Source organism: Pedobacter polysacchareus (assembly GCF_019802255.1).
Taxonomy (GTDB): domain Bacteria; phylum Bacteroidota; class Bacteroidia; order Sphingobacteriales; family Sphingobacteriaceae; genus Pedobacter; species Pedobacter polysacchareus.
In genome coordinates this window covers 373231-386101 of record NZ_JAHYSS010000002.1, presented here as the reverse complement: position 1 = coordinate 386101, position 12871 = coordinate 373231, and the positions used below count along the sequence as shown (strand labels likewise).

Annotated in this window: 17 protein-coding genes; 3 read left to right on the top strand and 14 right to left on the bottom strand. The window is 40.7% G+C overall.

The window, feature by feature from the left end; genetic code table 11:
* The first annotated feature begins 4 nt into the window (after positions 1 to 4).
* The gene (locus tag K7X70_RS05520) at positions 5 to 943 is read left to right on the top strand and encodes a Ppx/GppA phosphatase family protein (protein WP_222536113.1); all 939 of its coding nucleotides are present in this window, start codon (positions 5 to 7) and stop codon (positions 941 to 943) included.
* On the opposite strand, the gene K7X70_RS05515 is transcribed toward K7X70_RS05520, so the two are convergent.
* From K7X70_RS05515 to K7X70_RS05450, 14 genes are all read right to left on the bottom strand, one after another.
* Positions 907 to 1488: a Maf family nucleotide pyrophosphatase gene (locus tag K7X70_RS05515; protein WP_222536112.1), complete on the bottom strand. Its 582-nt coding sequence runs from the start codon at positions 1486 to 1488 to the stop codon at positions 907 to 909. The two genes, K7X70_RS05520 and K7X70_RS05515, sit on opposite strands and share 37 nt — an antisense overlap.
* Before the next feature lie 68 nt (positions 1489 to 1556).
* A complete protein-coding gene (locus tag K7X70_RS05510; RefSeq protein WP_222536111.1) occupies positions 1557 to 1961 on the bottom strand; it encodes a DUF4890 domain-containing protein in 405 nt (134 codons plus the stop codon).
* 194 nt (positions 1962 to 2155) lie between these two features.
* Entirely contained in the window at positions 2156 to 2683 is a 528-nt protein-coding gene (locus tag K7X70_RS05505) for a KdsC family phosphatase (protein ID WP_222536110.1), read from the bottom strand.
* A 5-nt stretch (positions 2684 to 2688) separates the two neighbouring features.
* On the bottom strand, positions 2689 to 2931 hold the full coding sequence (gene iscX, locus K7X70_RS05500) for a Fe-S cluster assembly protein IscX (protein ID WP_062547208.1): 243 nt from the start codon (positions 2929 to 2931) through the stop codon (positions 2689 to 2691).
* A 19-nt stretch (positions 2932 to 2950) separates the two neighbouring features.
* Positions 2951 to 3283 (bottom strand): 2Fe-2S iron-sulfur cluster-binding protein, encoded by a 333-nt coding sequence (locus tag K7X70_RS05495; protein ID WP_062547207.1) that lies wholly within the window; start codon positions 3281 to 3283, stop codon positions 2951 to 2953.
* A gap of 44 nt (positions 3284 to 3327) precedes the next feature.
* Positions 3328 to 4089 carry a Rossmann-like and DUF2520 domain-containing protein gene (locus K7X70_RS05490; RefSeq protein ID WP_222536109.1) on the bottom strand — a complete coding sequence of 254 codons (762 nt, stop codon included), beginning with the start codon at positions 4087 to 4089 and terminating at the stop codon, positions 3328 to 3330.
* Positions 4090 to 4160: 71 nt separating this feature from the next.
* On the bottom strand, positions 4161 to 6629 hold the full coding sequence (locus K7X70_RS05485) for a heme lyase CcmF/NrfE family subunit (RefSeq protein WP_222536108.1): 2469 nt from the start codon (positions 6627 to 6629) through the stop codon (positions 4161 to 4163).
* 5 nt (positions 6630 to 6634) lie between these two features.
* Positions 6635 to 7045, bottom strand: coding sequence for a cytochrome c maturation protein CcmE domain-containing protein (locus tag K7X70_RS05480; protein ID WP_222536107.1), 411 nt, complete (start codon positions 7043 to 7045; stop codon positions 6635 to 6637).
* Between the two features lie 157 nt (positions 7046 to 7202).
* The gene (msrA, locus tag K7X70_RS05475) at positions 7203 to 7871 is read right to left on the bottom strand and encodes a peptide-methionine (S)-S-oxide reductase MsrA (RefSeq protein WP_222536106.1); all 669 of its coding nucleotides are present in this window, start codon (positions 7869 to 7871) and stop codon (positions 7203 to 7205) included.
* Between the two features lie 148 nt (positions 7872 to 8019).
* Positions 8020 to 9441: a Glu/Leu/Phe/Val family dehydrogenase gene (locus K7X70_RS05470; protein ID WP_062547202.1), complete on the bottom strand. Its 1422-nt coding sequence runs from the start codon at positions 9439 to 9441 to the stop codon at positions 8020 to 8022.
* A 167-nt stretch (positions 9442 to 9608) separates the two neighbouring features.
* Positions 9609 to 9812, bottom strand: a complete 204-nt coding sequence (locus K7X70_RS05465; protein WP_062547201.1) for a CcmD family protein — start codon at positions 9810 to 9812, stop codon at positions 9609 to 9611.
* A 45-nt stretch (positions 9813 to 9857) separates the two neighbouring features.
* Complete coding sequence (ccsA, locus tag K7X70_RS05460) at positions 9858 to 10520, bottom strand: cytochrome c biogenesis protein CcsA (RefSeq protein ID WP_222536514.1); 663 nt, start codon at positions 10518 to 10520, stop codon at positions 9858 to 9860.
* A gap of 148 nt (positions 10521 to 10668) precedes the next feature.
* Positions 10669 to 11328 carry a heme exporter protein CcmB gene (locus K7X70_RS05455; protein WP_062547199.1) on the bottom strand — a complete coding sequence of 220 codons (660 nt, stop codon included), beginning with the start codon at positions 11326 to 11328 and terminating at the stop codon, positions 10669 to 10671.
* A gap of 79 nt (positions 11329 to 11407) precedes the next feature.
* Complete coding sequence (locus tag K7X70_RS05450) at positions 11408 to 11752, bottom strand: hypothetical protein (protein WP_222536105.1); 345 nt, start codon at positions 11750 to 11752, stop codon at positions 11408 to 11410.
* Between the two features lie 86 nt (positions 11753 to 11838).
* On the opposite strand from K7X70_RS05450, the gene K7X70_RS05445 reads away from it, so the two are divergent.
* Entirely contained in the window at positions 11839 to 12330 is a 492-nt protein-coding gene (locus K7X70_RS05445; RefSeq protein WP_222536104.1) for a methylated-DNA--[protein]-cysteine S-methyltransferase, read from the top strand.
* A gap of 10 nt (positions 12331 to 12340) precedes the next feature.
* Positions 12341 to 12856 (top strand): DUF421 domain-containing protein, encoded by a 516-nt coding sequence (locus tag K7X70_RS05440; RefSeq protein WP_222536103.1) that lies wholly within the window; start codon positions 12341 to 12343, stop codon positions 12854 to 12856.
* Positions 12857 to 12871: the final 15 nt, after the last annotated feature.

Sequence of the window (12871 nt, the reverse complement as noted above, 5' to 3'; positions counted from 1 at the left end):
CAAGATGAAGGTTGCAGTTATAGACTTAGGCACGAATACATTTCACCTGATCATCGCTGATCTGGAAGGCCCTGAGCCTAAAATCATCTATAAAACCAATCTGCCAGTGAGATTGGGAGAAGGAAAAATCAATGACAATATGATCATCCAGGAGGCTTTTGAAAGAGGCCTCCTGGCACTGGAACAATTTAGTCAGCTGATTGCGGAACATGAGGTAAAACTGGTTAAAGCAACGGCTACCTCTGCCATCAGGAGTGCTGCTAATGGCGCTGATTTCGTAAAGGCGGCCAAAAGCTATGCAGGAATTGAAATTACTGTGATCAGTGGTGAAGAAGAAGCGGCATACATTTTTCAGGGCGTAAAAGTGACTGGATTGATTCAGGAGCGCTGCCTAATTATGGATATTGGCGGCGGCAGCACCGAATTTATCATTTGTGATCCTAAACAGGTTTACTGGAAGAAAAGTTACAACATCGGGGCTGCGCGATTGATGCAGGCTTATTTTCATTCTGACCCCATCAACACCAGCGATAAACAAGCCATCAAAGCGCATTTAGACGAGGAATTAGCCGATTTAAAAGAAAACTTGAGCTTGTACCAGCCAAATCATTTGATTGGCTCTGCGGGCGCCTTTGAAACCTTTACCGGGATGCTTTATCCGGAGTTGGATTTAAAAGCGATCAAATCTTATCCAATTCCTCTTTCTGATTATCAGAAGTTATCAGCGAAGTTTATCGCTTCGAGTCATGAGGAGAGAGACCACATGCCTGGATTGATCAAATTAAGGGTAGATATGATTGTGATGGCGGCCCTGCTCACAGACTATATCCTGGAACTGGGCAACCTTCAACAAATGAGTTTATCTACCTACGATCTGAAGATGGGCGTTTTGGCAAGTTTAAAAGATCAGACAGACCAATTGCTTTCTGCTAAAGCTTTGTAAAGTCGTTCTGTAGGCAAGCCCATCACATTGGTATAAGAACCGATGATTTTCGCAACCGCGATCAAACCGATCCAGTCTTGAATGCCATAGGATCCGGCCTTATCCATAGGCTGGTAATTTTTAATATAATATTGGATTTGTGCTGGCGTCAGTTCATTGAAAAATACTTCTGTAGTATCATAAAACGAACGCATTTCGCCGTTAAAGGTTAAGCTGACACCGGTATATACCTGGTGGTTGGTGCCCGATAGTTTGGTCAGCATTTCTGTCGCATGATGTGCATCTTCCGGTTTACCAAGAATTTCGCCATTATAGGCTACAATGGTATCTGCAGTAATGATCACACTGCCTTTGCTGTCTTCATCAAATGCTGTTGCTTTTTTCTCTGCGATGTAAACCGCAATTTCTGCTGGAAGCAGCTCTTCCGGATAGGTTTCATCCACCTCTTTCAATACCACCTTAAAATCAAGGTTCATTGCAGTCATTAGCTCTTGTCTGCGTGGAGATTTAGAAGCCAGAATAATAGGAAGTTTTTGCTGATACATAAAAAATATTTGTGCAAAAATAATAAAAGCGGCCAATGGCCGCCTTTATTATTTGCAATAAAATATAATTATTGCTCCCCCCCCACTTTGGGTCCCTGACCCATCCTATTACCTTTCATTCGTTCTTTACGTTCTGCTTTCCAGGTTTCGTAAGTTTTTTTCTGATCAGCGGTTAAAATAGCACCGATCTTTGCATCTGTATCATCTGCTAATTTCATCATTTCTGCTCTTCTCGCTTCTTTATCAGTGTTACCAGCGGCACGGGCTTTTTCCATCACATTGGCCTGATCCATAAAGATCGCCGTAGCTTTAGTTTTTTGGTCATCATTCAGGCTTAGTTTTTTAGCCAAACCTTCCGCACTTCTTTGTGCTCTTTGTTCTGGTGTCATTTTCTGACGACCACCACCATCTTGCGCCTGTGCGAATGTGATTACACTGAATAACAGTCCGCAGATCATTAATAATTTCTTCATGAGGTTCTATTTAATTTTATAAAATCAGGAGTCCTACATGCAGATCCGAGGAATTTCGTTCCGTATAAAACACCTTGTTTTTTGTAAGATTAGAGGAAGAAAGCCATCCATGGTTTAACGCTTCTAATGTAACATATTTATTACATAATAAGCATTAAAAAACAGAAATTTTAGAAATAAAAATAAGGGCAGGCTTATTTGCTGGAATCAGCGGCTGCAGGGTTTTCATCAAACCATTTCCCCTGTACGCGCATTACTTTTTCAATCAAGTCCCTCACTGCGGTTTTACCACCGGTATAGGGAGAAATGTATTGAGAAATGGCTTTAATTTCAGAAACGGCATCTGCCGGGCAAGTAGGGAGACCTACCAGTTTCATGACCTTTAAATCTGGGATGTCATCTCCCATATAAGTCACCTCATCCAATCTGAGCTGACGTTTCTCCAGGTAATTATGAAGTACTTGCACCTTATCTGATACACCCAGAAAAATAGCAGTGATGCCTAATCCTTCAAAGCGTTTCTGCATGGCCAGTCCTTTACCTCCAGAAATGATACAAACATGGTAGCCCTTTTTTACAGCAAGCTGCAGGGCATAACCATCTTTAATATTAAATGTCCGCAAAAACTCCCCCGAATCTGAGGCCAGAATATCTCCGTTTGTCAATACACCATCCACATCGAAGATGAAGGTGGTAATCTCTTTAAGTTTTTGCAGAAACATTCGGTTTAATTTTGGTTATCTCTCCATTCATAAACCCAGGCCGACTGGATTTGCTCCAGATGACCTTCAGAACTTTCTTCTTTGGTTCCTTTAAAGTTAGGCAGAGAAAGTACCCATTCTAATAATTCAGTAAACCTGATACGGTATATTTTGGCTTCATTGAAATCGTCACCAAATTTCTCATATAATTCCTGAGCGATGTCTTCGTGATCGTTCCAATAAATTGGTAAAGCAAATTTATCTTGCATAATGCTGTTTGTTTGTTAATTAATGGCCTAAAAATTCGGATTGATCCGGGATCGTCACTTCAATATCTCCGCTGATGACTACACATTGGCAGCCTAATCTAGAGGTAATTCTAGGACGAACAGCACGGTCAATAAAGTCTTCTTCCTTATCGGAAATTTCCTGAATATTATCCATACCCTTAGTCACGTAAACATGACAAGTACTACATCCACAAACACCACCGCAGTTGTGTTGTAATTCTATTCCGTGATCATGGCATACATCAAGAACCGATTCTCCTCCAGCGATTGGAAGTTCAATTGGTTCTTTGCCTTTCTCTTCAAAATTTATCTTTAATTTAAAAATACTCATAATTTATGTCTCAAAAATAAGCACCAAAAACGGCAATTACATGATTAAACTGTTTTTTTAATGCTTTTACTTAAAGTTTCATAGATAACCTGAAGTTCAGGCATCCCGTTTAACAATTCTTTATGCTTCAATAATGTTTGTTCATCGTGTCGGATGGCCGGTCCGGTTTGTACATCGCGGGGAAAAGCATGCTGCACTTTTTCAGCGGTTTCCAAAATCAAAGGCCTTAAAATCTCAAAATCCAGCTGGTTCTTTTCCAGAATCTCCTGTCCTATTGCATACAGGTGGTTACTGAAATTACAGGCAAAAACCGCCGCCAGATGCAGGATTCTTCTTTGCTGCGAATTCACTTCATAAACCAGTGGGCTCAACTGCAAAGCAATATTTTTTAAAGTAGTCAGTATGGTTTCATTTTTTGCCTCCAGACAAAGCGGCACCTTTGAAAAGTCGAGCGCTTTAGTCCTTGAAAAGGTTTGTAAAGGATACAGCACCCCGTAATTTTTCATCGCAGCAGGGAATACATCCAGGTCTGTTGCACCGGAAGTGTGGAGGACCAAACCGTTTACACCGGCCAATAGAGCTGCCATTTCTGGAATCGCATCGTCTTTTACCGCGATCAGATATAAATCTGCATGAAGGTCAATGTTCGCTTTATCGGAAATAGCCCGAGCGCCCAGTAGATCTGCTAATACCTCCGCATGTTCTTGACTTTTACTCCATACCTGTACCAATTCCATTCCTGCTGCAGCAATTGCAGTAGAAAAATGTGTGGCCACATGACCAGAACCGATACAAACTACTTTCATTTTTAAGCTTTAACAAAAGCCTGAGCTTGCCAAACGAATCAAATCATCAGGAAAGCTCAGGCTGTATATAATTAAACTACTTTAGCTTCTTTTTGTCTCCTTATGATCGACAGTAAAAATCCGATCACCATGACTATTGTACCCGCCCAATATAAATTGATATAAGGGAATTCAATAGATTTAAACACCACCCAATCCTTAGCTTGCTGAGGTTTTTCGAAAACCTGCAACTCTACTTTTCCTTGATCAGGAAGCACCTTAGTAAACCTGAATCTTAATCCAAGCTCATCAATATTACGGGCAAAATCAAAGGTATTGTTTCCTTTTACCAGGAAGATCGGCTCCGTTTTATACACTTTACCATTCACTTCTACTTCCAGCGGTAAACCTACTGCAAGGTCGTTTTCTGCCAATACTAAGCTTTTCGCTTCTGGTTTATTGTTCAGTGATTTAATGGTAATGATGCCACTGCTGGTGTGTAAAGTATCACCTGCTTTCACGTTCACAATTCTAGGCGCTTTATAATTTTCCTCCGGACTGTGTCCTTCATGATCCTCATGCATTGCCTTTTTATCCGGAGCACTGGTGATGTGGGTATACACATCATAAGTAAAGTAATGTTTGGTATCTGGAGAAGCAATCAATCCCATTTTCTCATTCGCCTGAACATGTGGATTCAATTCAAAATCTTCTTTCAGCTTACCGGTTTTCTCATCATACACCTTAAAGTTCAGTGTGTAAATGGTATTTGGTGCAATGGTGGTATCTCTGGTATAAGTGACCGTGTACCTGCCCATTTTCTTAGGCTCATTTTTGTACAATACAATGTTTTCACCAGGTTTTTCTGCTTTCTCAAAATCCTTCACCGGGATGAAGTTTGTGGTGTTGATAGAGATCGGCTTATTGGTGGCAGCAGCTACTAAAGCGCCAATCAGCAATAAAGCAAAACCCATGTGTGCCACAGCAGCACCTACCAATTTACGTTTTCCACCCAGCCCTTGCGCCAGTACCCTTGCATTCGCAAGAATGGCAAATACACAGCTAAAAGTAAGCAGGATGTACATTAAGTTGGTGTAGATATTGGTCAGGTAAACAAAACCAGCAGTGATGACAATGGCAAAAACGATGGAAGCAATTAAGCTGCTATAGAATTTACGGATGTCAGTTCTCTTGTATTTCATGAACTGTGAGAAACCGGAGATCACGGTAACCAGGATGGCGAAAGGAGCCTGCCATTGGTTGTAATATTTAATTGCATCTATCGGAGGGGCGAATTTAGTTCCGAAAGCTGCATTGAATACCGGTACGGAAGTCGAGAAGATCACCTGAATACAGGCTACGGTAATCACTAAAGCGCCGATAAACATCCAGAATTCCCTGGAATAAGTTTCTTCATCTTTATTGGTAATTGGCAATTCTTTCCATCTGATGATCAATAAAACCACTGGAATGGTTAGGAAAACCACATTGTATAAGATCAGGTGACCAAACATCCCAAGATCTGTAAAAGAGTGTACGGAAGTTTCGCCAAGGATACCACTTCTGGTTAAGAAAGAAGCGTAAAGTACCAGTACAAAACTGATGATGATTAAAATAATTGCCGTAAAGAATGAGTGACCTGTATTTTTAAAAGCGATCATCACGTGTACTCCTGCAATCAGGGTTAACCATGGAATGATGGATGCATTTTCTACCGGATCCCATGCCCAGAAGCCACCGAAGTTCAGTGCTTCATAAGCCCAGAAGGAGCCCATGATAATCCCTGTTCCCAGGATCATTACCGCAAACAATGCCCATGGCATCGCTGGTTTAACCCATTCTTTATATTTCTTCTGCCATAAACCGGTTACCGCATAAGCGAAAGGAACAATCATACTGGCAAAACCCAGGAACAGTGTTGGTGGGTGAATTACCATCCAATAGTTCTGCAATAATGGGTTTAATCCTCTGCCGTCAGTAATAAATTTCAAATAGTTTTTAAAGTTCTCAGGATCGGCAAATACAACCGGTGCCATATCTTTCAGGTTCACCGCTTCCCTTAACAGGATAAATGGGGAACTACCGATCCGCTCTCCGAAAATCTGTACGCCCAATAGCATAGAAGTTAAGAAAACCTGTGAAAAGGCAACGATGGTCATCACGCCATTTTCCCATGATTTCGCTCTCCACATCAGGATACCGCCCAGCAGAGATTGCCAGAAGGCCCATAGCCAGAAACTTCCCTCCTGTCCTTCCCAGAAGGCAGAAACGATGTAATAAACCGGAAGTTCTTTGGATGAGTGCGAATAAACGTAGTAATATTCGTTGTTATGATTTAAAATCAGATAAAATAAAGTAACTCCAATTCCCAGGATACTTACCCAGTTAATTAGAAATGAAACCCGACCTATGCGTGTCCATGATTGATCTCCAAGGTCTTTATTCTTAGCCGCAAAAAAGTAAGCTATCGTAGAAAGTAGTGAAGCAGCAAATGCTAAAACAATAAAGAATTGGCCGATTTTACCGGGCAGGAGGTTTTCTCCAAAAAATTGTATATCCATTAAGATTAGTTGTATTTTATTACCTGACCGTCCTCTTTTATCTCCACCAGATCATTGTTGTATTTAGAAGGACATTTCATTAATATTTTTGAAGCATAAAAGGTACCATCTTTCATTTTACCTATTAAAACTAATTTTTCTGAACGTTCAAAGTCTTGTGGCTTGCTGCCATTGTAAACTACTTTATTCACTTGACCTTTTTCATCTTTCATAAAGAAAGCGAAATGATTGGCATCTTTCTGAGCATCATAGTACATGCCTTTTTCTTTTTCCCAGAATCCCATGACGTGAAATTCTCTGGAATCTTTGGCAGCTTCAGTAAAGGTAGAATAGTTACTGGTACCGGCATTTAAACTAATTAAGAACCCTACACAGATCGCTATTGTGATTAAACCAATAATTGCACTTTTTCTCATGATGCTAATAAAATTTTAGAATAAGACAAAGATAAAAAATATAGTTACCTAAAATCTTTTAGAGCTCTGCAATTCACTTTGATGACGATTTATTGATAGTTCTCTGACAAAAACAACGCAATTCAAGGAACAATGATCAAAAAAGAAAATTTTCGGGCTAATTCAGATACTGTGGTTTGATGAATTCCGGCATTTTCGCCCTCAGTTTCATCACCTTTGGCATCGAAACCTTTTTGATGTAGGGATCCCAGAGATTCTGAGGATAGTAATCCTGATGTTCCGTTTCTGCGGGATAAATCACCTTGAAAGGAAGGATTTCTGTAGCGATCGTCTGCCCTTTAAGCTCATGACTTTCCAGCTGATGAATGAGGCGGGAGATGGTGTGGTATTCTTCCGGCGATCGGAAAAAGGCAATCGACCGGTATTCGGTACCAATATCTGCCCCTTGCCCATCTACTTGAGTTGGATCATGAGCATAGAAGAAAGCCCTGCAAAGGGCTTCAAAAGAAATGATGGAAGGATCGTAATAGACTTGTACCGCCTCTGCGTAACCGGTATTTTGAGTTTGCACCTGTTGATAGTTTGGGTTTTCGATATTGCCCCCGGCATAACCGCTGATCACTTTATGAACCCCTTTTAACTCCAGCATGGCCTCCTGAGTGGCCCAAAAACAACCTCCTGCAAAAGTCGCTAGTTTTTCATTCGCTGCCGGCGGACTGATCACTGCAAAACCATTTTTACTTTCCAGGTGCTGCAGGTTTTTATCCTCCGAGCAGCCTGCCCATAAGCCCAAAACCATGAAAGCAGCAAAACTCCAAATCTTCATTTATTTAGCCCTCCATTCCTATAAGATACGGGAATCGGCTAAAGAAAGATGTTGCAATTTATAAAGTGCTACAGAAAAATGACAAAAAAAAAGAGGTGGGATAAAATCCCAGCCTCTTCTTCTAACTAAGCGTAGAACCGACGTTGTCCTATGGCCAAATACCAAGATTCATATATGAAATGGCAATTTTATCAATTGAGCCAACAAAAGCAGCCGTTCTTAAAGTCTGGATACCTGGTTTGCTCATTAAAGTTTCTCTGATTTCATGGTAAGAATGGATCATCGTATCCTCTAAACCAGAGTTCACCAATTCCAATTCTGAAGCACCTTTAACGATCATTAAGCGGTGTTCAGCAGGAATGCTTTTACCGGTTAAACTTTCTAAAGTATTGATCAGATTTCTGTTTGAGTTTTCTGCATAACGGTTTTCCATACGGCCAAACGCTACGTGAGAAAGGTTTTTCAACCATTCGAAATAGGATACGGTTACCCCACCAGCATTACAGTACATATCAGGAATGATGATACCACCCATTTCAGTGAAGATGGCTTCTGCTTCAGGAGTACAAGGACCATTTGCACCTTCTGCGATAATTTTCGCCTGGATGTTTCTGATATTGTCTGAAGTGATCACATTTTCCAATGCAGCAGGAACCAGGATATCACATGGCTGTTCTAAACCTTCCATTGAGTTTTTAAACTCTTTGGCGCCTGGGAAACCTAAGATAGATCCGGTTAATTTACGGTGAGCAAACACTTCATCAATGTTCAATCCGTTTTCATTGTAGATGGCTCCTTCAAATTCGCAAAGGCCAACGATAGTTGCTCCAAATTCCGCTAAAAACTTAGCCGAGTGGTAACCTACGTTTCCTAAGCCTTGAACGATCACTCGTTTATCGCCTAAACCAGCTTTAAAGCCAATTTTAGCCATATCTTCTGCTACAGTTACACATTCTCTGATGGCATAAGCTACCCCACGGCCGGTTGCTTCTTTACGTCCGCGGATCCCGTGTAAAGCGATTGGCTTTCCGGTAACGCAGCCCAAAGCATCTAGCTGACCTGGGTTCATGGTCATATAAGTATCTGCAATCCAACTCATTTCACGCTCACCTGATCCGTAATCCGGAGCAGGAACGTCAATACCAGGACCGATAAAGTTCTTTTTGATTAATTCTGTCGTATAACGACGGGTGATATTTTCCAGCTCTCCTACGGTGTAATTTTTAGGGGTGATTTTGATCCCACCTTTAGCACCACCGAAAGGAACATTTACAATCGCACATTTGTACGTCATTAATGCAGCTAAGGCCATCACTTCATCCTCGTTTACCATTTCACTGTAACGAATACCACCTTTGGTAGGACTCATGTGATGAGAATGTTCAACGCGCCATGCATCGATCACTTCAAAACCATTTCCTCTACGGATAGGGAATTGAAAACGATACACACTGTTACAAGCTTTGATTTGGGTGAGCAGACCTTCTGGATGAGAAGTAAATTGCGCGGCACTGTCAAAATTTTTGCATACGTCTGCAAAAAAATTTGTCTCGTTTGCTGTATTAGCCATTCTTTGTTTTTTATGAATTGAATATAAGTTCTTATACTAATTACCTGCAAAATTGCAGTAAAAAAAACCACTTATGCAAATGGCAATTCACTTAGTGTAAGGCAAACACTACATCAAAACAAGCGCCAAAACAGGGCTCAAACGATTTAAAATTGGCTTTTGGCCAATTATTTTTTTTCTAACTTTTTTAATCTTTTTTCTATTGTAAACAGAAAGAAAAGCAAGCCAAGGAGAATTAACAGGACACAGGCCACCACTACATATATTTTATCAGAAGCATAAAGGCTGTCGGTAATGGTAGAACCGGATCCTTGTGCGAACAATTGCAGCGTCAATAAGAACATTAAAAAGGTTGCTGTAAATTTTTTCATGAGTCTATCATTTGAGGATTATAAGGCTATCGAATAACCCTGAATTTATTTTGATAATTTATTTCTTTCTAAGTCGCGAAGTCTGTAAAGGAGGTTGTAAATCCAGCAGCCGATCAGGATCCAGCCTAAACAAGCTGGGTAAAACACCATTCTCATGCGGCTATCCAGGTCGTAAGCGTTAAACCCCGGATTCCCCCCATTCCCTGGATGCAGGGAATCTGATAAACGCGGCAATACAAATAGTAACACCACCATAATCGGGAAGGCAAAAATATTATAAATCGCGGAAATCTTTGCTCTCTTTTGTTCTTCATCAATCGCATTGCGCAGCACGAGATAGGCGAAATAAAGTAAGATGGCAATTGCGGCAAAGTTTTGTTTCACGTCAAAACTCCAGGCTTGTCCCCAGGTAAATTTAGCCCAGATGGCACCGGTTACAATCCCTAAAAGACCGAATACTACCCCTGCATTCACACTTTCAACAGCTTTAATATCGTCCGCAGGGTCGTTACTTCTCAAAGATTTGATGCTGTAAAAAACGGAGATACTAAACAATACGATCATGCTAAACCACATTGGCACATGAAAATAAAGGTTTCTGATACTTTCCCGAATAATTGGTAATTCAGGAGTTTTCATAAGAAAACCTGCAACGGTTGAATAAATCACCAATATTGCGCCTAATACTTTCCACCAGTTTTTATACATCGACATTAAAATTTGATCTTTTATACGCTATTAATCGGCAAATGTAGCGAGAAATTTCTCTACTCCGTTATAACTTTGTGATCACACCGCCTAAAAAAGGTGGTTATTTCTCAGCAAAGCAGTCTAAATGACGCGAGGCTTACGAAATTTAATCTCTCCAGAGGTATGGGAATAATAAGACGGATACCGACATTACCAAGGCATTGATGATGAGCAATAAACCAATTTCGTCCAGACTCACACTGCGATCCAGGCCATCCATTGCGTTTTTTGTGAGTTTAATCAGTACTACCAATACGGGAATGATGATTGGAAAACTCAGAATTGCCATCAGCATTCCTCCATTTCCGGCTTTAGAAGCAATGGCAGAAACCATCGTGAAAATCGTAGAAAAGCTTAGGCTGCCTAATAAAGCCGCCACCAGATATAAGCCTAAATCCTCCGGACCGAAATCAAAAACCAGGATATAAAAGCCCAGGGCAATCACGGTCAGCACCATCATTAACAAGGCATTATAAATAGTTTTGGAAATAATGAGGGCCAATGGACTGGCAATGGTGTAAATGTAAACTTGTCGGCCTCTGCTTTCCTGGAGAAAACTTTTGGAGACGGCATTGATTGAGGCGAAAAGCATGATGATCCAGAATAAAGCATTTAAAGTGACCTTATCTGTACTCACAAAAGATAAAAAGCAAACGAAAACCGTAGAGACCACGTACAAAAGCACGCCATTTAAAGCGTATTTGGAACGCCATTCTAACAGTAATTCCTTTTTTATTAAATGTTTGATCTGTTCTGCTAAATTCATCCGGTCGCAAAGATAATTGTTAAACCACCGATTTGCTAATGACCGGGATTATTATTTAGTATAACTGCTCCTTTAACATTTAAAGCTGATAGGTGATGTGCTTTTGAAAACTTCTTCCTTTCAGAAGAAAAATAAAATGCAGTCCACATTGAGGAATGCCCCAGGTATTCAGGTAGCCGGCAATGGGTTCGTCTAAACGGTCGATAAATTTAAGACAATAGTGTTCGAAATTATGGTCAATAAATTTATCCTGGTATTCCGGACTAAAATGATTCAGGTTGATGCGTAGGTTACCATTGTTCAATAAGATCAACAAATGATGTCCAGTCATTGCACGCATAATATGTGGGTTCTTCTTCACCCACCTCGCCATACTCCTGTTGAAGTCTAGCTCATCAATATCAACAAACTCTTGCGCTTCCATTTTATATATCAGGGCAATACTAGCAAAAAAAACTAAAGCGCTAAAATTTTATACATTTGAATAGCAAAAATTACTTAAAGATGCTTATGACCAGTACCTACTGCAGTATTTTACAGAGTCCGATTGGCGTAATTTATGTATTTGCCAATGAAGATTCAGTAAGCAAAATTACTTTCAAGGAAAGCGATCCGCATGGCCTTTCAGAGAACAAGGTCAGCAAATTAGCAGCGGCACAACTAAATGATTATTTTGAAGGGAAATTAACTGTTTTCAATTTGCCGCTAAAACAAACAGGGACGAGCTTTCAGCAAGGTGTATGGACTGCTTTACAGACCATCGAGTATGGGAATACCTGTTCCTACCTGGAATTCTCCAGGCAGCAAAATAACGTGCTGGCGATTCGGGCAATTGCTGCAGCGAACGGCAAAAATAACCTGGCCATTGTAGTTCCTTGTCACCGGGTGATTGGCAGCAATGGCAAACTCGTTGGTTATGCAGGAGAATTATGGCGCAAAAAATGGCTGCTGGATCATGAAAGGGCCATCAGTAAAAAAGGACAAATGACACTCGATTTCTAAACAAAAACCTATGAACCAATATCTGGATATTATTCTAAGAAGTCTTGCCGTTTATGCGTTTATGCTGGTTGCCATCCGCTTAACGGGAAAAAAGGAGCTTTCCCAGCTCAACACCACTGATGTCGTATTGATTTTACTGATCAGTAATGCCGTTCAAAATGCGATGGTGGGCAACAATACGAGCTTACTAGGTGGATTGGTAGCAGCCGCTGTTCTGTTTGCCCTCAACTTCGCACTGAAAAAACTAATGTATAAGAGTAAGAAGTTCCGAAACCTGCTTTCCGAAAAACCTGAAATTCTGATCCACAATGGCAAGCTGGATTTTGAGAAACTGGCTAAACTCGACATCACCGATGATGAATTGAGGGAAGCCATGCGGGAACACGGTGTGGAGAAATTCAAAGATGTGAAACTCGCTATTTTCGAAGTGGATGGAAACATCAGCATCATTACCGGAACCGGCACCCTTAAACAGAGCCATTACAAGCGTAAAAGAAAACAAAAAGCGCTTGGCGGATTGAATTAAAATGAGAATAAAAAA

Bases quoted from the DNA above. Each gene is read 5' to 3' on its own strand.
- K7X70_RS05490 (WP_222536109.1), bottom strand. From the start codon at position 4,089: ATGAAAGTAGTTTGTATCGGTTCTGGTCATGTGGCCACACATTTTTCT.
- K7X70_RS05440 (WP_222536103.1), top strand. From the start codon at position 12,341: ATGAACCAATATCTGGATATTATTCTAAGAAGTCTTGCCGTTTATGCG.
- msrA (WP_222536106.1), bottom strand. From the start codon at position 7,871: ATGAAGATTTGGAGTTTTGCTGCTTTCATGGTTTTGGGCTTATGGGCA.
- K7X70_RS05450 (WP_222536105.1), bottom strand. From the start codon at position 11,752: ATGGAAGCGCAAGAGTTTGTTGATATTGATGAGCTAGACTTCAACAGG.
- K7X70_RS05515 (WP_222536112.1), bottom strand. From the start codon at position 1,488: ATGTATCAGCAAAAACTTCCTATTATTCTGGCTTCTAAATCTCCACGC.
- K7X70_RS05465 (WP_062547201.1), bottom strand. From the start codon at position 9,812: ATGAAAAAATTTACAGCAACCTTTTTAATGTTCTTATTGACGCTGCAA.
- iscX (WP_062547208.1), bottom strand. From the start codon at position 2,931: ATGCAAGATAAATTTGCTTTACCAATTTATTGGAACGATCACGAAGAC.
- K7X70_RS05470 (WP_062547202.1), bottom strand. From the start codon at position 9,441: ATGGCTAATACAGCAAACGAGACAAATTTTTTTGCAGACGTATGCAAA.
- K7X70_RS05480 (WP_222536107.1), bottom strand. From the start codon at position 7,045: ATGAGAAAAAGTGCAATTATTGGTTTAATCACAATAGCGATCTGTGTA.
- K7X70_RS05455 (WP_062547199.1), bottom strand. From the start codon at position 11,328: ATGAATTTAGCAGAACAGATCAAACATTTAATAAAAAAGGAATTACTG.
- K7X70_RS05495 (WP_062547207.1), bottom strand. From the start codon at position 3,283: ATGAGTATTTTTAAATTAAAGATAAATTTTGAAGAGAAAGGCAAAGAA.
- K7X70_RS05520 (WP_222536113.1), top strand. From the start codon at position 5: ATGAAGGTTGCAGTTATAGACTTAGGCACGAATACATTTCACCTGATC.
- K7X70_RS05445 (WP_222536104.1), top strand. From the start codon at position 11,839: ATGACCAGTACCTACTGCAGTATTTTACAGAGTCCGATTGGCGTAATT.
- K7X70_RS05505 (WP_222536110.1), bottom strand. From the start codon at position 2,683: ATGTTTCTGCAAAAACTTAAAGAGATTACCACCTTCATCTTCGATGTG.
- K7X70_RS05485 (WP_222536108.1), bottom strand. From the start codon at position 6,629: ATGGATATACAATTTTTTGGAGAAAACCTCCTGCCCGGTAAAATCGGC.
- ccsA (WP_222536514.1), bottom strand. From the start codon at position 10,520: ATGTATAAAAACTGGTGGAAAGTATTAGGCGCAATATTGGTGATTTAT.
- K7X70_RS05510 (WP_222536111.1), bottom strand. From the start codon at position 1,961: ATGAAGAAATTATTAATGATCTGCGGACTGTTATTCAGTGTAATCACA.